This window comes from Pseudomonas brenneri, from assembly GCF_007858285.1.
Classification (GTDB): domain Bacteria; phylum Pseudomonadota; class Gammaproteobacteria; order Pseudomonadales; family Pseudomonadaceae; genus Aquipseudomonas; species Aquipseudomonas brenneri.
This window is the reverse complement of sequence record NZ_VFIL01000001.1, coordinates 688,493-710,537: the sequence shown is the minus strand read 5'-3', so window position 1 is coordinate 710,537 and position 22,045 is coordinate 688,493. Positions and strand designations below refer to the sequence as shown.

At 60.3% G+C, this 22,045-nt stretch carries 17 protein-coding genes; 10 read left to right on the top strand and 7 right to left on the bottom strand.

The window, feature by feature from the left end; all coding sequences use genetic code 11:
- Nucleotides 1-3: 3 nt before the first annotated feature.
- From FJD34_RS03100 to FJD34_RS03090, 3 genes are all read right to left on the bottom strand, one after another.
- On the bottom strand, nucleotides 4-2,415 hold the full coding sequence (locus FJD34_RS03100) for a TonB-dependent siderophore receptor (protein WP_090291001.1): 2,412 nt from the start codon (nucleotides 2,413-2,415) through the stop codon (nucleotides 4-6).
- A gap of 75 nt (nucleotides 2,416-2,490) precedes the next feature.
- Nucleotides 2,491-3,420: a FecR family protein gene (locus FJD34_RS03095; RefSeq protein ID WP_090291002.1), complete on the bottom strand. Its 930-nt coding sequence runs from the start codon at nucleotides 3,418-3,420 to the stop codon at nucleotides 2,491-2,493.
- Nucleotides 3,417-3,932 (bottom strand): sigma-70 family RNA polymerase sigma factor, encoded by a 516-nt coding sequence (locus tag FJD34_RS03090; protein WP_032860657.1) that lies wholly within the window; start codon nucleotides 3,930-3,932, stop codon nucleotides 3,417-3,419. Before FJD34_RS03090 ends, FJD34_RS03095 begins: the two co-directional genes overlap by 4 nt.
- A gap of 589 nt (nucleotides 3,933-4,521) precedes the next feature.
- Between FJD34_RS03090 and FJD34_RS03085 the strand changes: the two genes are divergently transcribed.
- Genes FJD34_RS03085 through FJD34_RS03075 form a run of 3 tightly spaced genes read left to right on the top strand, consistent with a single transcriptional unit; the run spans nucleotide 4,522 to nucleotide 8,597 of the window.
- Nucleotides 4,522-5,931 (top strand): NAD(P)/FAD-dependent oxidoreductase, encoded by a 1,410-nt coding sequence (locus FJD34_RS03085; RefSeq protein ID WP_032860656.1) that lies wholly within the window; start codon nucleotides 4,522-4,524, stop codon nucleotides 5,929-5,931.
- On the top strand, nucleotides 5,918-7,156 hold the full coding sequence (locus tag FJD34_RS03080) for an NAD(P)/FAD-dependent oxidoreductase (protein WP_065943291.1): 1,239 nt from the start codon (nucleotides 5,918-5,920) through the stop codon (nucleotides 7,154-7,156). Before FJD34_RS03085 ends, FJD34_RS03080 begins: the two co-directional genes overlap by 14 nt.
- 25 nt (nucleotides 7,157-7,181) lie before the next feature.
- Complete coding sequence (locus FJD34_RS03075; protein WP_032860654.1) at nucleotides 7,182-8,597, top strand: FGGY family carbohydrate kinase; 1,416 nt, start codon at nucleotides 7,182-7,184, stop codon at nucleotides 8,595-8,597.
- 4 nt (nucleotides 8,598-8,601) lie between these two features.
- On the opposite strand, the gene FJD34_RS03070 is transcribed toward FJD34_RS03075, so the two are convergent.
- Nucleotides 8,602-9,381 (bottom strand): DeoR/GlpR family DNA-binding transcription regulator, encoded by a 780-nt coding sequence (locus FJD34_RS03070; RefSeq protein WP_065943290.1) that lies wholly within the window; start codon nucleotides 9,379-9,381, stop codon nucleotides 8,602-8,604.
- Nucleotides 9,382-9,781: 400 nt separating this feature from the next.
- Between FJD34_RS03070 and eutH the strand changes: the two genes are divergently transcribed.
- The 3 genes from eutH to FJD34_RS03055 all read left to right on the top strand — a co-directional run bounded on the left by eutH (nucleotide 9,782) and on the right by FJD34_RS03055 (nucleotide 12,501).
- The gene (eutH, locus tag FJD34_RS03065; RefSeq protein WP_032860651.1) at nucleotides 9,782-11,026 is read left to right on the top strand and encodes an ethanolamine utilization protein EutH; all 1,245 of its coding nucleotides are present in this window, start codon (nucleotides 9,782-9,784) and stop codon (nucleotides 11,024-11,026) included.
- A gap of 56 nt (nucleotides 11,027-11,082) precedes the next feature.
- Nucleotides 11,083-11,439, top strand: a complete 357-nt coding sequence (locus tag FJD34_RS03060) for a DUF1937 family protein (protein ID WP_090291003.1) — start codon at nucleotides 11,083-11,085, stop codon at nucleotides 11,437-11,439.
- A 210-nt stretch (nucleotides 11,440-11,649) separates the two neighbouring features.
- Complete coding sequence (locus tag FJD34_RS03055; RefSeq protein ID WP_032860649.1) at nucleotides 11,650-12,501, top strand: urea carboxylase-associated family protein; 852 nt, start codon at nucleotides 11,650-11,652, stop codon at nucleotides 12,499-12,501.
- 106 nt (nucleotides 12,502-12,607) lie between these two features.
- Here FJD34_RS03055 and FJD34_RS03050 read toward each other — a convergent pair whose 3' ends face one another.
- Together FJD34_RS03050 and FJD34_RS03045 are read right to left on the bottom strand one after the other, a co-directional pair.
- Nucleotides 12,608-13,630 carry an NAD(P)/FAD-dependent oxidoreductase gene (locus tag FJD34_RS03050; protein ID WP_090291004.1) on the bottom strand — a complete coding sequence of 341 codons (1,023 nt, stop codon included), beginning with the start codon at nucleotides 13,628-13,630 and terminating at the stop codon, nucleotides 12,608-12,610.
- Nucleotides 13,617-15,824 carry a hypothetical protein gene (locus FJD34_RS03045; protein ID WP_090291005.1) on the bottom strand — a complete coding sequence of 736 codons (2,208 nt, stop codon included), beginning with the start codon at nucleotides 15,822-15,824 and terminating at the stop codon, nucleotides 13,617-13,619. The genes FJD34_RS03050 and FJD34_RS03045 overlap by 14 nt, the downstream gene beginning before the upstream one ends.
- A gap of 405 nt (nucleotides 15,825-16,229) precedes the next feature.
- Here FJD34_RS03045 and FJD34_RS03040 point away from each other — a divergent pair, with 405 nt between their 5' ends.
- The 3 genes from FJD34_RS03040 (at nucleotide 16,230) to FJD34_RS03030 (ending at nucleotide 20,633) form a co-directional block, all read left to right on the top strand.
- Nucleotides 16,230-16,736 carry a sigma-70 family RNA polymerase sigma factor gene (locus FJD34_RS03040; RefSeq protein WP_032860645.1) on the top strand — a complete coding sequence of 169 codons (507 nt, stop codon included), beginning with the start codon at nucleotides 16,230-16,232 and terminating at the stop codon, nucleotides 16,734-16,736.
- Nucleotides 16,733-17,698: a FecR domain-containing protein gene (locus FJD34_RS03035; RefSeq protein WP_090291006.1), complete on the top strand. Its 966-nt coding sequence runs from the start codon at nucleotides 16,733-16,735 to the stop codon at nucleotides 17,696-17,698. The genes FJD34_RS03040 and FJD34_RS03035 overlap by 4 nt, the downstream gene beginning before the upstream one ends.
- 97 nt (nucleotides 17,699-17,795) lie before the next feature.
- Nucleotides 17,796-20,633: a TonB-dependent receptor gene (locus FJD34_RS03030; RefSeq protein WP_090291007.1), complete on the top strand. Its 2,838-nt coding sequence runs from the start codon at nucleotides 17,796-17,798 to the stop codon at nucleotides 20,631-20,633.
- Nucleotides 20,634-20,799: 166 nt separating this feature from the next.
- On the opposite strand, the gene FJD34_RS03025 is transcribed toward FJD34_RS03030, so the two are convergent.
- On the bottom strand, nucleotides 20,800-21,603 hold the full coding sequence (locus FJD34_RS03025) for a helix-turn-helix domain-containing protein (protein ID WP_032860641.1): 804 nt from the start codon (nucleotides 21,601-21,603) through the stop codon (nucleotides 20,800-20,802).
- Nucleotides 21,604-21,715: 112 nt separating this feature from the next.
- Between FJD34_RS03025 and FJD34_RS03020 the strand changes: the two genes are divergently transcribed.
- Nucleotides 21,716-22,027 (top strand): hypothetical protein, encoded by a 312-nt coding sequence (locus FJD34_RS03020; RefSeq protein WP_032860640.1) that lies wholly within the window; start codon nucleotides 21,716-21,718, stop codon nucleotides 22,025-22,027.
- Nucleotides 22,028-22,045 lie beyond the last annotated feature (18 nt).

Genomic DNA, 22,045 nt, shown 5'->3' with positions numbered 1-22,045 from the left:
GAATCAGAAATTCCAGCGGGTGGTAAGCATCACATTGCGCGGGTCGCCGTAGTAGGCGGTGTTATAGAACCCAATGTTGGTGTAGTACTTCTTGTCGAACGCATTGTTCAGGTTCAACGTCGCTGACAGGTTCTCAGTGACCTGGTAACGCGCCATCACATCCACCAGCCAGTAGGCTTCTTGGGCAAACTCCTCATTCTTGCCCTTGTAGCGGTTGTACAGCTCCTGCCAACTGCGGTTCTGCCAGCGCGCACCGCCGCCCACGGTCAAGCGGTCCAGTGGGCCCTGGAGTTTGTAGGTGGTGTAGAAACTGAGCTGGTCCTCCGGCTCCCAGGTCGAGACTTTCTTGCTGCTCTCGTCACGGATGATTTTGTGGGTGTAACCTGCCTGGGCCTGCCAGCCGGGCGCCAGTTCACCGGACATTTCGGCCTCAAAACCCTTGGTCTTGGCTTCGATACCCTTGGAGGCATAACCCAATGATGGGTTGGTCGGCGCGGCGTTGTACTCGGCGTCGGCTTCTGCTCGGTTGCTCTGGTGGACTTCAAAATAGGCCAGGCTGGTATTGAGTCGGCCGCCAAAGAATTCACCCTTTAAACCGCCCTCGTAGTTCTTGCCTTCGGAGGGTTCCAACAGTTTGTTGTTGCGGTCGCGGTTGTAGCTTTCCGGCATGAAGATATCGGTGTAGCTGGCATAGGCGGTGAAGTTTTCGTTCAGGTCGTAGGTCACGCCCGCGTAGGGCACCAGCCGCCCGGTTTCCGTGGAGTCGTCGGTACCACGCAATTTGTAGTTGGCGACGCGGGCGCCGAGGAACAGGTTCAACGGGTCGGTCAGGTTGAAGCGTGCGCTCATGTAGCCCGCGCTTTGGCGGGTGGTCAGGTCGTTGATGTAGGTGGGTGCGCCCCAGTCAGGTTCGGCAATATTGCCGTCGAAGTTCCAGAAGTCCACCACATTGCCGTTGGGGTGTTTGGGGCTGCCATAGTCCTTGCCTTTCCAGTGGGAGCTGGAGGCCGAGCCGCCGACCACCAGCTCATGCTCGCGTCCCAGCAGGTTGAATGGGCCGCTGACGTAGACATCGGCGGCATTGGCGCGGGTCTGGCCGGTGAACTTGTTGGCATAGACGGTAGACAGGCCGGTGGTGGGGTTGGGCGCGCTCTGTATCGAGCCCAGGGGCGCGTAGTAACCGCTGAGTTGGTGGGTCAGTTGCGCCTTGGCCACCCAACCGTTGGCGAAGCTGCGTTCCAGCGTGGCGAATGCGCCACGGTTGTACTGTTCCCAGCGGCTCCACTTGGCGCCGTTGTTGTACGAGCGCTTGACGTCAATACGGTCACCGTTGGTGTTGAATAACGGGCGGCTACCGGACCAGCCCGAGCCTTGCGGGTCGTTGTCCTGATAGTCAACACCCACGGTCAGCAAGGTGTCGTCGTCGAGGTCTGCTTCCAGGGTGGCGAAGTACACGCTGGTCTTGCGCTGGTAGCGTTCCATGAACGAATGCTTGTCCTGATAGGCCGCCACGGCCCGCCCACGGATGTTGCCGCGCTCGGTCAACGGGCCGCTGACGTCGACCTGGGAGCGATAGTTATCCCAGCTGCCGGCGCCCAGTTCGACACTGGCCTTGAAGTCACGGGTCGGCTTTTTGCGGATCAGGTTGAGGGTCGCGCCCGGCGCGCCGGCACCGGTCAGCAGGCCGGTGGCGCCCTTGAGAATCTCCACGCGGTCGTAGATCGCCATGTCGGTGAGGGTTTGCCCGGACGAGTAGGCCGAGTTGCGCAGGGTCGGGATACCGTCGTACTGGAAGTTCTCGATGGAAAACCCACGGGCAAAATAGTTGGTGCGCTCGCTGTCATAGGTCGAGACGGTGATGCCAGGCGTGTGGCGCATCACATCGTCAATGGCATTGAGGCCGAAGTCGTCCATGTGCTGGCGGGTGATCACGGTGATCGACTGTGGGGTCTCCCGGGGCGTCAGAACCATGCGTGTGGCGGTAGCGATGGTGCCTGGGGTGTAGGAACCCGTGCCTTCAGTGACTGTGCCCAACTGGTTCGACGTGATCTCGGTGGCCGCCAGCGCCAGGGTGCCGCTGGCCTCGGTCAGTGCCTGCAACTGGTAGCCATCGGCGCTGGCCTGCGCCGTGAAGCCCGTGCCTTCCAGGACCTTGGCAAAGCCCTCCGCCACGCTGTAGCTGCCGCGCAGGCCAGCACTGTTCAGGCCGGCCACTTGTTGCGACTGGAACACAATCGGCGTGCCGGCGGCCTGGGCATAACGGCCGAGGACTTCGCCGAGGGTTCCTGGGGCGATGTCAAAGGCCTGGACCTGTTGCTGCGCACAGGCAATGGCTGGCAGTGCCAGCGGCAGGCAGCCAAACAACAAGCGGCTGGCCAGCAGCAGGCTGGCACGGGGGGACGGGGTGGAAAACATGGAATCGCTGCTCCTTTGGATGTTGGCCAAGAAAAGGACGCGGCAGAACTGAAAACACGCAGACTTTATTGAGAATTATTCGCGCTGTTTTTTCAAAGACACACGGGTGACCCATGGGGTGTAGCTGCTGATCTCGATCGGCAATGTGCGCTGGAGCAGGCGCAAGGCCCGCGCCGGGTCGTCGAACGGCAGCATCACCGTGACCCGCAAGCCGTGCAGGGCCTGGCGATCGAACAGCAACAGGCCGCTGCGATGACGGCCCAGGCGCTCCAGGACATCGGCCAGGGGCTCGTCGCTGGCCAACAGTTGATGGGTATCCCAGGCGGCTTCGTGGGCGCGGGCATCGAATGCTTCCACGCGCCCCGGGCCACTTGCCTCAAGGCGCACACGCTGGCCGGGGTTGAGCGTCAGTTGTTGTGTACCGCTGTCGATGCGGGTGGACGATTCAAGCATCCTGACCACCGTCGCATCGCCGCTGCGTTCGACGATAAAACGCGTGCCCAGCGCCCGAATGCTGCCTTGCGGGGTATCGACATAGAACGGGCGCCGGGCATCCTTGGCCACATCCACCAGCAATTCACCCTGCAGCAGGCGCACACGGCGCTGGTTGGCATCGAAGTGCAGATCGACGGCCGAACCACCGTCCAGTTGCAGTGCGCTGCCATCGTCCAGGCGTTGTTGCTGCCACTGGCCACTGGCAGTGCTGAGGTCGGCGAACAGATAACCACGCTGGCTGTACTGATAGACCGGCAGGGCGAGCAAGCCGATTAACAGGCCCAGTGCCAGGCCCTTGATCGCCTTCGGCTGTTGGCGCGCCCGGCGCAATGCCGCACGGGCCGGGGCTTGTTTGAGGGGTGACAGGTGGCCCTGCAAGCGCGCAACAGCCAAGGGATGTTGCGGGTCGGCGGCCAGCCAGGCATGGAAGGCCTGTTGGCTGGCGGCGTCGGGCTGATGGTCGAGGCGGACCAGCCATTCAGCGGCCTGGCGCAGGATGGTCGGGGTCATGGCTGGGCGCACGCATCGCAGGCCAGCAGGGCTTCCACCAGGTCTTGTTGTACGGTGCGCACCGAAACCCCGAGGCGCTCGGCGATCTGTGCCTGGTCCAGGCCATCGAGGTGACGCAGGATAAAGGTTTCGCGAATCCGTGGCTTCATTCGCGCCAAGGCCCGGTCAATCGCCTCCAGCACCTGCACCGCTTGCAAAATCTGCTCGGGCGAGGGCGCCTGGTCGAGGTACTGGGCACAGCGTTCCAGTTCGTCCTGATAAGCCCGTTCCAGGCGACGCCGGCGATTCTTGTCCATCAATAAACGACGGGCCACGGTGGCAAGGTAGGCCTGCGGTTCGCGGGGCGCGACGTAAGGCCCGGCCGACAGCAGGCGGATAAACGTGTCGTGCGCTACATCGGCGGCGTGATGGGAGCAATCCACACGGCGGCGCAGCCAACTCAGCAGCCAGCCGTGGTAGCCGCGGTACAGGGCTTCAAGCGTCGCGGCTTCGGCGGGCTGGGCTGGTTTCATGCGAAAAATTCGTAAGTGGGAATTAATCTTATTCTAGTTGTTTCTGACTGGCGGCTGCAATGGGCGAGGGAGCCTCGGTCTCAGAACCGGCCCTTTCAACGTCTTTCTAGGAGGCGCCGCAGAAAGACGGTTCCGCGTCGTCAATAAGAGGGGTTTATAGGGTTAATTTTTTATATCGGTCACATTTACTTGGTTTTTTTGACTGAACAGATGTGGATGAGCGCGATATGGCCTTGGGGAATCGGTCTTGGTTATGCCTTAAGGTGTTTAAAGGTAACCATTTTTAAGTAGCTGTGTATTTATGTAGCGATTTTATGTGTGTTGATCGAATCCACAGTAACGCCTTTTTGACAGGATCAGTTCTGTGCGCAACGAATCGGTCAGCCTTTTCCACGTTGTGTTTAAAGGCCGGATAGCAATAAACATTAGATGTCTGCATGGCTGAGGATGCTTGCCCTGCCGCAGAGCCCTTGGGCAGTGAGTGAACGGCTATGGCCAATCGGTCATTCCAACCCCGGTTCGGTCAGTGGCATATGCCCTGCACCCCTCCAAGGCAATACATGCGCTCACTTCACCCATAGGCTTGATCATGACGAAACCCTTCCCGAATCAGAGCGGTATCTACGACGTCATCGTTGTGGGCGGTGGCGTGGTGGGATGCGCGATGGTCCGGCGTTTTACCCTGGAGGGCGCGCGGGTGCTGTTGCTGGAAAAAAGCCCGGATATCCTGTCTGGGGCGAGCAAAGGCAACAGCGCGATCTTGCACACGGGCTTCGATGCGCCAACCGGTAGCCTGGAGCTGCAATGCATGAAGGACGGGTACCAGGAGTACCTGCAGATCCACCAGAAGATGTCGCTGCCGCTGCTCAAGACCGGTGCGATGGTAGTGGCCTGGAACGAGGATGACCTGGGCAAGCTGCAAGGCATTGTCGAGCAGGCGCACGCCAACGGGATTGCCGATGTCAACCTGATCGGCCGCGAGCGGGTGCGTGCCCTGGAGCCGAATCTGGCGCACAACGCGTTGGGGGCGGTCGAGGTGCCTGGCGAGTTTCTTATCGATCCGTGGTCGGCGCCCCTGGGTTACCTGCTCCAGGCGATGATGCATGGGGCGCAGGTGCGGTTCAACACCGAGGTCAACGGCGGCTATTTTGATGGCGAACTCTGGGCCCTGGAGACCACCAACGGGTTTGTGCGGGGGCGCACGATCATCAATTGCGCCGGGTTGTTCGGCGATGTGCTGGAGCAACAGTTGCTGGGTGCATCGAGCTTCTCCATTCATCCGCGCAAAGGTCAGTTCGTGGTGTTCGATAAGGCGGCCGCGCGCTATCTGGGCAATATCATCCTGCCGGTGCCCAATGAGCGCACCAAGGGTATCGTCCTCACTCGCACGGTCTACGGCAACCTGTTGGTGGGGCCTACCGCTGAAGAGCAGGAAGACCGCCTGCACGCAGGCCTCGACAGCGACGTGTTGCGCCAGTTGGTGGATGCCGCAGTCGAGCGTATTCCAGCACTCGAAGGCATGCCGGTCACTGCCACCTATGCCGCGCTGCGGCCGGCCACGGAAAAGAAAGAGTATCGGGTGCAGCGGGTCGAAGGTAAGAACTGGATCAGCGTAGGAGGCATCCGCTCCACCGGCCTGACGGCAGCGCTGGGCATTGCCCGGCACGTGTTCAGCCTCTATCAGCGCGAGCACACACCGGTTCCCGCACCCATCCTGCAATGGCCGACGCTGCCTAACCTCGCTGAACATCTACCGCGCGATTACCAGCGCCCGGGCTACGGCGAAATCGTGTGCCATTGTGAAATGGTAACGCTACGGGAAATCGAGAATGCCTTGGCCAGCGCGCTGCCGCCCGGTGACCTGGGTGGGTTGAAGCGCCGTACGCGGGCCTGCATGGGGCGCTGCCAGGGTTTTTATTGTGGGGCGCGGGTAGCCGAGCTGAGCGCTGGCCACCTGGCCATTCCCCTTGCAACAGGTGTTTGTCATGAAGCCCATTGAAGTCGAAAACATTGATGTCGCGATTATCGGTGGCGGGCCGTCGGGGCTGTCGGCGGCGATGACCCTGCGCAAGCTGGGTGTCGACAAGGTCGTGGTGCTCGAACGTGAGCCCGAAGCTGGCGGCATCCCGCGTCATTGTGGGCATCCACCCTTTGGCTTGCGCGAATATGGCCGGATTTACACGGGGCCTGCGTATGCGCGCAAAAATGTCGCGCAGGCGTTGAAGGCGGGGGTGCAGATCCGCGTCAAACACTCGGTGACGCAGATGGGCCAGGGCGGGCGCCTGGAGGTAGTGAGCCCTGACGGCGCCCAGGTGATTCAGGCGCGCCGGGTGCTGATCGCCACCGGTGCGCGGGAAACGCCACGCTCGGCACGCCTGCTGGGCGGCGATCGCCCGTTGGGGGTGATCAATACTGGCGCGTTCCAGTCCTATCTGTACCTGGAGCACCTCAAGCCCTTTGAGCGGCCGTTGATTGTCGGTACCGAACTGGTCAGCCTGTCGGCCGTCATGAGTTGCCGACGCGCGGGGATCAAGCCGGTGGCGATGATCGAAGCCAATCTTCGGGCCACGGCGCGCTGGCCGCTGTCGCTGTTCCCACGGCTGTGCGGGGTGCCGATGCATTTCGGCGCGCAGCTGTTGGAAATCCACGGTACCGGGCGGGTGGAGGGCGCGACGGTGCGCCTGGCCGACGGGCAGACCAGGACCTTCGACTGTGACGGCGTGCTGCTCACCGGCCAGTTCACCCCCGAATCCAGCCTGGTGCGCCTGAGCGATTTGCGGCTCGACCCGAAAAGCGGCGGCCCGTATATCGATCAATACGGGCGCTGTAGCGACCCGGCCTACTTTGCCGCAGGTAATCTGTTGCGCCCCGTCGAGACGGCAGGTTGGTCGTTTCGCGAAGGTCACAAGATCGCTACGATGATCGCCCGTGATCTGCAGGGGCAGTTGCCGGCTGCCACGCCGAGTATCGAGATTGCCTGCAAGGGCGATTTGAAACTGTGCGTGCCGCAGTGCTTGAGCAACTCTTCTGTGGTGGGCATGCAGCACCTGCAACTGCGTGTCAGCCGTGCGGTGAAAGGGCGCCTGGTGGTGCGGGCCGATGGCAAGGAAATCTGGTCGCGCGCCGGCAGTTCGCTGCCCGAGCGCCGGCTGCTGATCCCCATCGCCAGCCTGAACCTGCCCCAGGGCGTACAGCAACTCGAAGTCGACTTTGTCGGCCAATAACAAGACCTGCCGAGGAGTCTTCACTATGCGCATTGCCGCGCTCGATCAAGGCACTACCAGCACCCGTGTGTTGGTGGTGAGCCAAAATGGGTCTGCTGATATCCAGCTCTCGTTACGCCACCAGCAGCATCATCCCCACCCCGGTTGGGTGGAGCACGACCCGCTGGAGTTGCTCAATAACCTGCAGCGTTGCCTGGAGGCCACCGGCCGGGTAGATGCCATCGGCCTGGCCAACCAGGGCGAGAGTTGCCTGGCGTGGGACGCCAAGACCGGTGAGCCGTTATCGCCGGTCATTGTATGGCAGGACAATCGCACCTCGGCCGAGATCGCCCAACTGCGTGGTGATGGCGGCGAGGCCCTGACCCTGGAGCGTGCGGGGTTGCCCCTGGATCCATACTTTTCGGCGAGCAAGCTGGCCTGGATCATCCGCAATCTGCCGGCCGCGCAGAGCGCCTTGCGGGCCGGAAGGCTGCGCCTGGGCACCACCGATGCGTATTTCCTCGACCGCCTGACCGGGGTCTTCGCCACTGACGTCACCACCGCTTCGCGCACCTCGCTGATGAACCTGGCGACCGGGCAGTGGGACAGCCAGCTCTGCGAGCTGTTTGGCGTGCCAATGGAAACGTTGCCGCAGATCCGCGACACCGTCGGGCACTTTGGTGAGATCGGCGCTACGCCGATTACCGCCTCGATTGTTGACCAGCAAGCCTCACTGTATGGCCATGGCTGCCGCAATGAGGGCGACGCCAAGATCACCTTCGGTACCGGGGCGTTTGCCCTGACATTGACCGGCGAGCAGATCATCCGCGCGCCGGATAAGGGCCTGTTGGCGACCATTGCCTGGCAGATCGACGGCAAGCCCACTTATGCCATGGACGGTGGTGTCTACGATGCCAGTTCGGCAGTGGAGTGGGCCGGGCGCCTCGGTTTGTTCAGCGACTTTTCGGAGCTGGCGGCGTTCGACGAGCCGCCGGCGATTGGTCGACAGTTGGCCTTTGTGCCGGCGTTGTCCGGGTTGGCCTGCCCGCATTGGGATCGCAGTGCGGCGGCCCTGTGGGTGGGCATGAATGGCAGCACCACGCGCCAGGATATGTGTCAGGCGGTGCTCGAAGGCGTGGCGTTGCGCAGTGTTGAAGTGATCACGGCGATGGACGAATTTCTCAGCGTGACCGATCACCTGTCCATCGATGGTGGCTTGGCGCGCAGCCCGTATTTCGCGCAGTTTCTCGCCGATGCCTTGCAGCGTTGCATTGTCACCCAGCGTTTTGATGAACTGACTGCGTTTGGCTGCGCGGCGCTGGCAGCCAAAGGTATTGGCGTGGCGCTCAAGCCGCCGCGTAACACCAGTACCACCTTTCACCCCAAAGTCAGTGCCGAGCAAGCCCGGCAGTGGCGTGCCTCGTTCAGCGATGCGGTCACCCGTTGCCGCGACTGGCGCTGACCGGTCACCATTCAGGCCGGGTCAGGGCAGGGGCCTCCAGTACTTCAACCTGGGCCTGTGCCAGGGCCTTGGCCAGCTCGCCCAGGGGTTTGCGGTCGATGATCAAGCGATCGATGCGCTCCAGGGGAAATACCTGGAACAGTGCGTGTTTGCCCATTTTCGAGGAGTCGGCAATGACCGTGAGGTAGCGCGTGCGGGCGATCATGGCGCGGGTGATTTCGGCCTCTTCGATGGAGAAGTCGAAGGCACCGTCGGTGTTCAGGGCGCCAATCGTGACCACGGCATGTTCGGCGTTGAAGCGTGCAATCTGCTCCATGGCCAGGGCGCCGATATTCTGTTCCGATTCGGGGCGGTATTCGCCGCCGATCATGAATACGCGATTACCACTGGTGCCAATGGCGGAGGCGATCAACAAGGAGTTGGTGATGACAGTGATGCGGTTGAGCTTTGCCAGTTCACGGGCAAAAAACAGAGTGGTGGTACCGGTATCGATCAACAGGCTGTCGCCCGGCGCATAGAGCCCGGCGGCGAACCGCGCCACCGCACGTTTCTCCTGGGAGAATTCATTCATTCGGGTCTGGAACGCGTTCTCATGTTCACCGCTGGGTGGCAGCGAGGCACCGCCGTGGAACTTGGTGACCTGGCCTTCTTCGGCCAAGGCCGTGAGGTCGCGGCGAATGGTTTCCTGCGAAGTGCTGAGCGTGCGCGCCAACTCGTCGACCGAAATGCGTTCACGCTGGCGTAGCAGCTCAAGGATATGTTGGCGTCTTTCATTGGGGCGCATGGGAGTCATCCTCTTGATGCTACGTGAATGCGCCACAGGTGCGCAGTGCTGTTACCGAGGCACTCAAATGATGCCGGGGCAGCGCGTGTTGGGGTGCTTGGGCGCCAGCGCCGGTGGTGTGAACTTGGTATTGGCGTTTGCCGTTCACGGCCGTAGAGTCCGCTGCCTTGAAAGGTATGACTAGAGATTACGCAATAGAATTGACCGATTCCAGTGTGTTTAACCCGCAAAACCACAATAAACACACGATTGGCATGGGAAGTGGTTAGTAATAGGGTGTGAAAGCGCCGTAAATGAGGCGGTAAAACACTCATGGGTGCCAACGTTTGGCCAATGGAGCGACCGGACTGGGGCGTACTCCTACAACAACAATTGATTCAGTACAGATGGAGCGAAAGTAATGGCGGAATTCGGGAACTACGTTATTTATCTGATCATGATCGGCGCGGTGGTCGGCGCGTTTGCCTCCGTGATCAAGCCGGACAGTGGCCTGGGCAAGGAGTTTGTCAACGGCATCCACTCCATCGGCCCGGTGTTCCTGGCGCAGGCGGGCATCATGGTGGCGATTCCATACCTGTCTAAATTCATCGAGGTCGCACTGGGGCCGTACTTTGGTGCGATGGGTTCTGACGTCTCCATTGCGGCACTGTCGATCATCGCCGTGGACATGGGCGGCTACCAGCTCGCCGACGCCCTGGCGGCGAACCGCGACATGTGGATCACCGCGATGATCGTCGGCTACACCTCCGGCGCGACCATCGTCTACCTGATCCCGGTCGGGCTGATGATGCTCGAACGCAAGGACCACAAGTACCTGGCGCTGGGGGCCATGGCCGGGTTGATCAGCATCCCGTTTGCCGTGCTTGCGTCGCTGATGATGATCACCGCCTTCAACCTGCCGGTGCGTGACATCGTGTCCACCACCTCGCCGGCCCTGCATTACCTGAGCCTGGGTTTTGTCGACTGCGTGCGCTTGCTCGCGCCACTGTTTGTGTTCTGCTTCCTGCTGGCTGCCGGCTTGCGCTACCGGGCCTCGTGGATGGTGGCCGGGTTCCTGGTGTTCGGCAAATTGATGGACGCCTTTATCAAGATCGTCCTGGCGCTGGCCATCGTCGAGCACTTCACTGGCTTCTTCATGAAAAACTTCGGCGTGTGGGGCTTCGATCCGATGTTCGCCGACGAGAAGGAACTGTTCCGCGCCATCGAGATTGCTGGCTACATCGGCATCATGCTCGCCGGTACGTTCCCGATCTGCTACCTGTTCAACCGCTACTGCAAGAAGCCCATGGAAGTACTCGGCAGGCACATCGGGTTGTCGGCCAATGGCGCGGCGGCGTTTGTGATGGTGTTTGCCAATATCATCGCGGTCTACCATCTGTTCAAGAAAATGAATGCCCGGGACAAGGTCTTGTGTGTGGCCCTGGGCGTCTGCGCGCAGGCCACCATCGGTGATCACCTGGCCTTTACCGCGAACTTCCAGCCGACGCTGATCATGCCGATCCTGCTCGCCAAGCTGTTTGGCGGCCTGCTCGCCGTGGCAATCGCGATCAAGATCTCCGTGCCTGCCGCTCAGCGCTACGAAGCACAGGAGCGTGAGCGCGACGAGGCCCAAGCATCCGGCGTGCCCGCAGCCCAGGCGGTCTGACGCTAACTCTTTAACCCCCGCAAGGGCGCGAGCCCTTGCATTGCCCTGAGGTAACAATGAGAAAGATCTTTCTGGCCTGCCCCTACAGCCATGCCGATGCGTCGGTCACCCTTGAGCGCTTTATCCAGTGCAACAAGGTGGCGGCCTCGATCATCGAGTCAGGTCATGGGGTGTTCAGTCAGGTGTCGATGTCGCACCCGATCAACCTGGCGTTTGAAGGCAAGGACAGTGCAACCATCGGCAAGCTGTGGGCGCCGGTGGACGCGCTGTTCATGGAGATGATGGAGGAACTGATCATCCTCGACCTGCCGGGTTGGGACCTGAGCTCGGGGATCAAGCGTGAAATCGAGTTCTTCAAGAATCGCGGGCAGAAGGTCAGCCTGTGGTCCGAAGTTTCTGGCGAGTTCAACTGACGACGCCCCCCCTTGTAGGAGCGAGCTTGCTCGCGAAGAACTTGAGAGCGCCGCGTTTACCTAGCAAACACGCGTTATCGTTGATGTCCTTCGCGAGCAAGAACTAGGCGTCCCCCTCGCTCCTACAGAAAGCAGTATCCGCTTAACTGACTGGCATTAGGGCAAGCCCGCTTGTATGGTTTTGCAAAACCCTGCAATGGAGGATCCCCCATGTACAAGGACTATCCCGCCGCCTACCAAGTCAGCAAAGGCGCTGCCTTGCAGGTCGACAAGGCGTTTTATGATCGTGTGCGCGAGTCCGGGGCAGGGCGCACCCTGATCGAGCAGTTCGAAGTGCCGATCCGTACCGGTCGCGCCTGGAAAGTGCCGGCTGGCCATGTGTTTCGCGTGACCACACCGATCGGCCCCCAGGTCGGTGATTTCAACGTGTGGAATGCCAATGATCCGCGCGAGCGTATGTGGGCGGCCCGCACCCGCCAACTGCAAGGCGCGCATGTCAGCACCTATGACCGCCTGTGGTCGAACCTGCCGTTTCTGCGGCCGATGGTCACCATCACCGATGACAGCCTGGCCGGCTACGGCATCGATGAACATGGCGGGCGCCTGCATGACCTGCTGGGTACGCGCTGTGATCCTTATGTGAACAAGATGCTGACCGGCGAGGACTTCCATCACCATTGCCATTCCAACCTGACCCGCGCCGTATTGCCCCATGGCCTGACCGAGTTTGATGTGCACGATGTATTGAACATCTTCCAGTGCACGGGCCTGAATCACGACGATATGTACTTCATGAAGGCGTGCCCGGCCAAGCAAGGTGACTACCTGGAGTTCTTTGCCGAGATCGACTTGCTGTGTGCGTTGTCCACCTGCCCGGGCGGCGATCTGTCGCTGCCGATGTGGGGCCCGGATGCCCAGGACCCGCTGACGGTATGCCGCCCGCTGGGGGTGGAAATCTACCGATTGGATGAGGCGTTGCTGGAGGGTTGGAGGTCGCCTGCGCGTGCGGCGTACAACGGTAACCATGGCTTGCTGATTCCCAAGGCCGAGTGGGAAAAGTAAGTGATGAATATCTAACCTTGTGGGAGCTGTCGAGCTCCAGCGAGGCTGCGATAGCGGTGGGTCAGGCGACGTATTGGGTGAGTCTAACGGCGACTTCTACCGTTCATCAAACCCATGCCGGAGGGTAAGGATGCACGCGATAGAACTGGCGCAGGGCATCGACGTCGGTGTTGAACTGATTGTGCAGCCAGGTTTTATAATGGTTGTGTACGACGTGTTCGCCACTTGGCCACGCGAGGCAGTCGGCAATGGCTTGGGCCGCTTGCATGCCGGACATTAGCGCTTTGAGCACACCGTGCGATGATGCCGGATCCAATATTGCAGCAGCATCACCTACGAGTACATAACCGGCTGCCATGGGAACATTGGACAGGCGCCAAGACACTTCGGCGCCGCGTACCGGACCCGCAGGTGTTAAATGCTTGAGTGTCTCGGGCGATCCGGCTGCCAGTTTGCTGTTTAAGTGAAAGCTCAACGTTGTCCAGTGGAGGAGGTGGTTGTCGACGCGTGCGATCCATTGCCAACCGTCCTTGTTCGCGATAAGTCGCGGTGCGTCATTAACAAGCTCAAGGTCGCCTTGGTAATAGCCATAGCGCGCAATGAGGATCGGCGAAAATTCCAGCCACTGAATCGGCAGTTGGCGCCTGAGCCATCCGTGATGCCCCGAGGCATCGACAACATAGGTTGCCATAAGCCGGTCTGACATGACGTTCACACCGGTGACCCTGTTGCCTTCACGAATCACCGTTGGATTTAAACAAGGCTGAATTATCTTTACACCCAACACACAGGCCTGTTTCACGAGTTGAGCATCGAAGGATGCTCGCTGGACTTGGAAACCTCGCCAAGGGCCAGCAGCATCACCACCGAACTTGATGAAACGCGGCGCTGCGTCCCACTGTACCCAGTGCCCTTCATGTCGTAGACAAGGCTGCTCGCTCAGATCGGGCATCATCCCCAACTGGGCAAGCAGCGGCTCGATGGCCGGGTGAAGGGTTTCACCGGGCCGGTGTCGCGGGAATGTAGCCCGTTCGAGCAGTGCCACGCGCATCCCGCGTTGTGCGCACGCGATCGCAGTGGCACAGCCGGCCGGCCCGGCCCCTACAACAATCACGTCAAAACGATTCATCAAGTAAACGCCACAACGTCTCGTCTTGCTTGATTAATAGGGCGGTCTGACTGACATACAATTGCACTCGCGCTTCAATCTCCACATAACGCCGCTTGAAGTTATCCGATGGCGTGATGATTGCGCCGTGTTTGTAGAGGAAAAAATACATCACCTCACCTTCCAGAAAGTGGCCTGCCTGCTGCTGTGCTGCTTGCAGACCCTCGTCTGCTGATTGCACCAAAGAGAAAGAAAGTACGGGCCATAGCGTTCGTAGCGCTTTATCGGTCCCCGCTCCCACAGCGTGATATGCCCGACGCATTGCCAGGACCCGTTGGTGGTATTGCTGAGTCCCGACTTGCCCAGTGATTGCCGATGACAGTTGCCCGGCCAATGCAGCCCCGGTGTAGTCGCTATATTCGTAGGACTGATACTGGACAACCTGACGCCCATCGTAATCAACCAGAACGGGACCTGTCAGGCCGTCCCAGGAGGTCTCGCCCGTTAGGCCGATCTCTGTGTCTGTTAAGGGGATGACTGTCGAAGCGATGGAACGGGGCTCAAATGTACGGGTTGAATCGGGTGCTACGCCTGGCCAGTAGGAACCCAGCGCTGCGCAAATCCGGGCATCTTCTGTAAAGGGGCTGGCGAGCATGTAACCGTTTAGTACGTTGGTAAAAGGCTTATCGATCAAGCCCCTGCCAACCTCCCAGCCAGGTCCGAACACGCCACTGGCGAAGTCGGGTAAATAGGACTGACGTTGAGCCAAACCGACCTCAGGCACTGCCTGAGCCGTAACAGCCATTGATGCATCGAAGGGTAAGGAGACAATTGCAGTGGCGGTGCGGTCTTCATCGGCAAAGTGGCTGCCCACAAGCGTCGGGTTGATCGGGAAACGGACATCCGACAGGGGATTGACGCGTGTATGCCAAACTTCGGGGCACGGAGGTGTCGGACAGGGGAAAATATCCGGATCACTTGACCAAACCTTCAGTTCGCGCTGTCCACATAGAGGGAAGAAGTCGGGGGCACCGATAATCGAGTAGGCCGCAACGCTATCTTTGTCCAGTCCGCAGGACTCCAGTTGCGGACAGCGCGCGTGCACCCAACCGTCTGCCATTGCGTCCTGATAGTGCAAGGCGCGATACCCTCCCTGCTTGACGATTGCATCAACACCTTCGACATTGTTCAAGTCTTCGATTGATCCGTCGTCATGTACTCGATGGCGACCATGCACCAACCCCCCCGTACCCGACGGCATCGTGAATGATAATGGTCGCTCTTGATAGTAGGCCAGCTCGACCAGTCGTTCCTTGTCATCCGGGACCAGAAGCCCCATGCCAAAGTCAGTTGGCTCGGCCCAATGACAAAGGCCTTCGGTAATTACAAATGGATAATTCAGGATGTCAGGTTCTTGCCATCCCGTATTGTTGAACCTCGTATGCACTTGCCTGATCTTCTCATTGATCTGGTAGTTGTCCAGATGCACCGTCAAGTCCAAGCCGAGCAAGCATTCTTTACCGTTGAATAACTTATGTATCGGCACCCAGAAGTCCAAGTCGGCGTCACTGGGTGTTTGAAAGTTCATGGGGCCGAAGCATTCGCGCGCTCCTTTTTTTTGCATGGCAAGGTACGCGCCATAACGGGCAGGCGTAACACGCATCTGTTGTGTAGCCGTGTCAACAAAGGGCAGGAACCCTCGCCGTGCGGCATCATACAAGACCGGCGCAGTGCCTACTCGTGCGACACCTGTGCGAGAGAAACACAGGTCTGCCTGACACTGATGCACAGTTTCCGGGCGCGGCCGGTATTCATACGCAAAGACTACTATCGCCAAGGGTGCCGTTCCCGCGTACACCCTCAATGTCTCTAAACTGGGTGGGTTAACACCGTAAACGAAGTTCAGCAACTGCTCAATTTCAAGGGCTGATGGGAATGCAGTCAGTTGGGTGCCCTGGGCGGTGGTGATGACATTAGGTGAAGCAAAGGCATGATAGAGCAAACTTTCAGCAGGTTTACCTGCTTCGATGCCTCGTACACCAGAGTGTGAGTAGTCTTCGAAACCCTTGATTGTTCTATCAATGTGTAAGGGTTTTGACAGTTCTTGTTGTAGGTCGAGCGCCGTAATGTCTAAGCCATGTTGTAGTAAGAGTGAGTGCCATCCGTGTTGTGCCAAACGGGAGCATGCAAGTTGTACGTCGCTAATCAAAGTCATATTACAGTCCTCAAGTTATTACTTGAATTTGGGTAACCAAAACTTCTGTTAAATCGGTAATCCTGCTGCCAGCATTTTGTCGTGTAACTCAGAAGCCCATCCTGCCTGCAGGCAGTAAGCTGACCTGCTGAGGACTGTTGGCGTTTGAGTTGATTGAGATAAAAGAGTAGGAATCATGGTGATGACTTTGCCCGACGTGCTAGTCGGCGTATGTCATACAGGTCTTTTAATAAAGTCTGATCGCTCTGTCAGACCTAAGACACTGCCATTAAAGAGCCGCCATCCGTTCGCGGTAGGGGTGGGTCGAAACCTCATATGCAGCAGGGGCAGCAGCAGGCGCTGTACAAGTCTCAGGTTCAGACACTAAAATGAGAAGTATTATCATTACCGCTCATTGGACCTGACATGTACGACGACAGTCTCGTCTCGCCCGTCGAACAACTTTACACCCGTCATCACCACTGGCTGCGCGGCTGGTTGCATCGGCGGCTGGGGCATAGCGCCGACGCCGAAGACCTGGCGCACGATACGTTTATCCGCGTGTTGCGCACCCAGCAGGACGTGCGTGAGTTACGCCAGCCCATGGCGTTTCTGGCCACGATCGCCAATGGCTTGCTGATCAATCGCTGGCGTCGTCAGGCCATTGAGCGGGCCTACCTTGAGGCGCTCGCCGCGCGTCCAGAAGGTGAGGAACCCTCGCCCGAAACGCGCTACTTGATGATCGAAACCCTGCTGCAGCTCGATGTGCTGCTGGTGGGGTTGTCGATGCAGGTGCGCAAGATTTTCTTCTTGTCCCAGCTCGATGGCCTGACATACCCGCAGATCGCCACGCAGTTGAGCTTGAGTGTGGCCCAGGTGCAGCGGGCGATGGGCAAGGCCTTCAGCGTATGCTACGCGAGCCGTTTTGAATGAATGGCACGGTGGTTGCGCCGAAAGTCCGCGAGAGGGCCATTGATTGGATCGTCAGGGTTCAGTCCGGAACGATGAGCCCGGCCGATCACCAGGCGTTGCAGCAGTGGCGCCTGGCGCGTGCCGAGCACGAATACGCCTGGCAACGCGTCGCCAGCTTGCCGCTGATGCTCCAGCCCGGGGCCAACCTGCTGGCCGATGTCACCGCGCGGCGGGCGTTGGAATCTGCCGGGGTTGATCCGGCGCGGCGCCGGCAAGTCCTCAAGTGTTTGTTGGGGTTGGGCCTGCTTGGCGGTTTGTCCTGGCAGGGCGCTGATTCGACGCGGGTGCGCGCAGCCTTTGCCACTTACCGCACGGCGACCGGCGAGCGCCGCCGGTGGACGCTGGCCGATGGCTGTTCGCTGTGGTTGAACACCGCCAGTGCCGTCAGCCTGGAACTCAGCGCACACCTGCGCAGCGTGCAGTTGATCGAGGGCGAGGTGGCGCTGGATGCGCGAGCCGAGTCGCGCCCACTGCAACTGCTCACGCCGGATGCGGTGGTGCGCAGTCAGGACGCCAATCTGCTGGTGCGTCACGATCAGCGGGGCACGCGGATTACTGTATTGCGTGGCCTGGTCGACGTAAGTTCGCCGCGCAGCCTGTCACCGGTGTCGGTAGCGGCGGGGTGGCAGACCCAGGTGGACCGCCACGGCGTGGGCACGCCACGGCAAACCGATGGGTTTCTGGCGCAGGCCTGGTTGCGCGGCATTCTGCCCGCCGAACGCATGCGCCTGGATGTGCTGCTGGCCGAGCTTTCCCGTTATCGTCCGGGCGTCTTGCGATGCAGCGAGCAGGTCGCGGCGTTGCGCGTGACCGGTAGTTTTCAACTGGACGATACCGATGCCGCACTGGCGTTGGTGGCCCATGCCTTGCCGGTGCGCATCGAACGGCGCACCCGCTATTGGGTGACAGTGGTGCCCGCCTGAAACTTTTTTTGTGTACTCGCCGCAGTTTTTCAAACCTCGCTTGGCCTCTAGGAATAACCCACCGAAACAGGTGGGCCTTCACCTCTAGGAGCCCTGCATGATTTCTCCCGCAAGTGTCTTGCGCACCCGCACATTGGGTCTGTTGTTACTCAGCCTGCAACCGTTGTACAGCACGGCGGTTTTCGCCCAGGCCGAGCGCCAGCCCTACAGTATTGACGCCGGTCCCCTGGACCAGGCGCTCTCGCGTTTCGGCGTGCAGGCGGGGATCAGTATGGCGGGCAACTCGACGCTGACGGCGGGCAAGCGCAGCAATGGCCTGCGCGGGGATTTCAGCACCGAAGCCGGTCTTGCGCGGTTGCTGGCGGGCACCGGGCTGAGTTTCCAGCGCCAGGCCGACGGCAGCTTCGAGTTGCATCCGGCAACCAGTGCAGTGGTGTTGCCGTCGCAGAAGGTCATCGGCGATGACCTCGATAAGAAAGCCGTCTATTCGGCACCACGTTCGGCTGTGTATATCGCCCCGGAAGAAGTCCAGCGCTTTGGCGTGATCTCCGCCGGTGACCTGCTCAAGGGCCTGCCAGGGGTGCAGGTCGGTGACAGCCGCAATGGCGGTGGCCTGGATGTGAACATTCGCGGGATCCAGGGGCAAAGCCGGGTCGCGGTCACGGTCGACGGCTCGCAACAGGCGCTGGATGTCTATCGTGGCTATGCGGGCACGCAGCAGCGTAGCTACATCGACCCCGACCTGATCAGCGATGTGTCCATCGACAAGGGGCCGAGCCTGGACTCCAGCGCCATCGGCGGCAAGGTGGCGATCCGCACGCTGGGTGTGGATGACATCCTGCGTGACGGCAAGACCGTGGGCCTGCGCTTGAAGGGCGATGTGTGGAACAACGGCGTGTCGCCGGCCTCGCGCAGCAGTCATTCGGCGACCCAGGAGTTGTACGCCGAGCCGCATCAGAGCCGTGGTGGCCTGTTTGGCTCCGACGCCGAGTCAGGCAGTGCGGCGTTTGCCTATACCCATGAGCTGTTTGATGTGGTGGCGGCCTATGCCCATCGTAACCAAGGTAACTATTTCTCCGGCAAGCACGGTCAGGATCGCTATCGCACCTATGACCGCTATGGTCGCGAAAACAGCACGGTGGCCACCACCTACAACGCCGGTGAGGAGGTGTTGAACAGCTCGGCAGAGACTGAATCGATCCTGCTCAAGACCACACTGCGACCTGCGGACGACCATACGTTCGACTTCGGCTACATCCGCTACGACGGGCGCATGGGTGAGATCATGCCATCGGACATCTTCCGTTTCGGCACGGGCGGCATTTATCAGTACCCTCGGGGCCGTACCGAGATCGACACCTATACTGCCCGTTACCACTACTTGCCGACAGGCAACATGCTGGTGGACCTGACGACCAGCCTGTGGATGACCGATGCCAAAACCAGCCAGTTGACCTCGGTGATGGCCCCGGCATCCCAGGCCTATCGTTCGGACCGTAACTGGACCCGCCAGGCCAACCGGCGCATTGGCGGTGAGCTGGCCAATACCTCGCGCTTTGTGACCGATCACGGCGATTTCAAGTTGGACCTGGGTGGCGGGTTCCAGGTCGAGGAACTGCGTCCGCAAAAAGGCGTGGTCACGACCCAGCACGATATCAACGCCAACCGTGGCCTGCGTGATGGTTCCCGGCAAGAGTTCAGCCTCAACGGCAAGCTGGAGTACAAGCCGGTCGATGAGCTGACGCTGTGGGGCGGCGGACGCTACCTCTACTACCGCACCCAGGACCATATGATGCATTCCACCGCGCAACGCGAGGAGCGTGAGGCGCGCTATGTGAACGTCATCAAGCCTGGACGCTACGACTTCATGATGTGGTTCCCCGACGAGAACGGGCAATACACCGATGCCACGGACCCGCGCTTGAACAACGGGATTGTCTTCAGTAACACCAACCATCCGTTCGAAGGCACACCGTACAACGACTATGGCGGGACGGGTACGCGAGTCTTCCCCGCGAGTGTCGGTGAAGTGGTCACCGGTTATACGTACGCGAAGAAGCAAAGTGACAGTGCCGGTGCATTTTCTCCGGCCTTTGGCGTCAATTTCGAAGTGGCGCCAGATACCTTCCTCTATGCCTCTTACACCCAGGGCCTGCGCATGCCCTCGTTGTTCGAAAGCAGCCTGGGCACTTTGCAGACCCTGCCAGGCAAGGGGCTCAAACCCGAGCGCTCCAGTAACTGGGAAGTCGGCGCGAGCACAATGCAAAAAGGCTTGTTGGCCGACAACGACTCGGCGGCGATCAAGCTGGCGTACTTCAATAACAGCATCAAGCACTACATCACTCGCTATTACGACCCAACCCCTGGCCAGAATGGCCTGATGAACTTCAGCAATACCGATAGCTTCAAGACCAGCGGCCTGGAACTGCAATCGAACTACGATGCCGGGCGGGTGTTTGCCGACCTGTCCGCGACCTACTATCTGAAGACCGAAACCTGTGACTCGGCTTTCGCCGCACGCCTGCGGGCCAGCAGTACCCGCTGGAATGACCTGAGCGCCACGCCCAATTGCACACCGGGCAGTTTCATGGGCTCATACACCAATACCCAGAACCCGCCACGGGCCTCTGGCAACCTGACCACGGGGTTGCGCTTCTTTGACCAGACATTGACCGTGGGCGGGCGCTTGACCTATACCTCCGGCCCGACCGTGACGGCTGACAAGAACTGGCAAACCGGCGCCACCACGCCGCAGTTGGTCTACCGCGAGGTGGCGCTGTTTGATCTGTTCCTCAACTACAAATGGCAGGATCACACCAACGTTAACCTGTCGCTGCAGAACCTGACGGACCGCTATTACCTGGACCCGCTGGCCCAGAGCTTCATGCCGGCGCCGGGACGCACGTTGCGTATGGGGCTGGTGACCAAGTTCTAGCGGCTGGTGATCTATCAGCTATGCCCGTTCCAAATATGGGATCTGTGATGTACCCAAAATTTCTGGCTGATGATATTCCCCTGTGGGAGCGGGCTTGCCCGCGATAGCGGTGGTTCAGTCACTACATCTGATGGCTGGCAGGCCGCCATCGCAGGCAAGCCAGCGCCTACAGGGACTGTTCGTAGGCCGCAGTCATGACTTGCCAGGTATGGGGATTGGCCGGGATCAGATGTTCGATCCGCAATGAAGTGACGGTGATGTCCTGGGGCATGCCGAAGGTGGTGAAGGTGGACATGAAGTCCAGCTCGCCCTGGCGCGAGTTGATGCGCGTCAGCACCAGCGGCGGCAGGTCATTGGCCGGTGCTGTCGAGCCCTGGGGCACCGGCAGGCTTTCCAACAGTGTGGCCAGGGTCGGATTGCCCAGCGCTTCACGCGCGGCGCGTTGCCAGGCCAGGTTGCGGATTTCCTCGGCATTGAGCAAATAGTCGCCCAAGCCCCCCGGTTGCAGCAGTGTCGTCAGCAGGTTCAGACCCTGCGCGGCGTCTGGCGCCAACCCCACCAGATCAAACAGGACCTGGGTGCTGGCGTTGGCGGCAAGCACTTCCCAGTGACTACCCAGCACGATGGCCGGTGCCGGGTTGTTGGCCTTCAGTACATGGCTGATCGCGTCCCGAATGGCATCCATCGACGGCGCGGCGAGTGGCGTGGCTTCGTAGCGTGGGGCATAGCCGGCGGCGAGGAACAGGCTGTTGCAGTGCTCCAGCGGCACATCGAGAGCGCTGAGCAGGTTATGCAGCGTGCCAGGGCTGGCCTTGGCGCGGCCGGTTTCGATACAGCTCAAGTGGCGCTGGGAAATACCACTGATCAGCGCCAGTTGCAGTTGGCTCAGCTTGGCCTGGCGGCGCAATAGCCGCAGCTGTGTGCCGGCGTCGGTATCGGGAGTGGCTCGGGGGAAAGGTGGGCGGCTCATGGGGTGACTCTGGCAGGGCGGGTCGAGGGGCGTCCATGACCTCGCAGGTCATTGAGATGGCGGCGACGTTATCACTAATCTGCGGCTTGCCCAATCCTGCACGGTGGACCCCATGCACAGACCCTATATCGCCCTTGCCAGCCTGTTGGCGTTTTCGCTGTACACCCTGGGCACCTTGCTCTGGGCCGAGCAGTCGCTGCTGGCGTTCGGCATTGAACTGTTATCCAGGCCAGACACCGCCCAGGTGGTGATTGACCTGTACCTGATGGCAGCCCTGGCGTGTGTGTGGATGTACCGTGACGCACGCGCCAAGGGCAAGTCCCTGGCCAGTGTCATGCCTTACTGGTTGCTGACAATGGTGTTCGTCTCGGTCGGGCCGCTGCTGTATATCGTGGTCAACGGCTTTGCCAGGGGGCGACGATGATCGGCGTTGCGTTGCTGC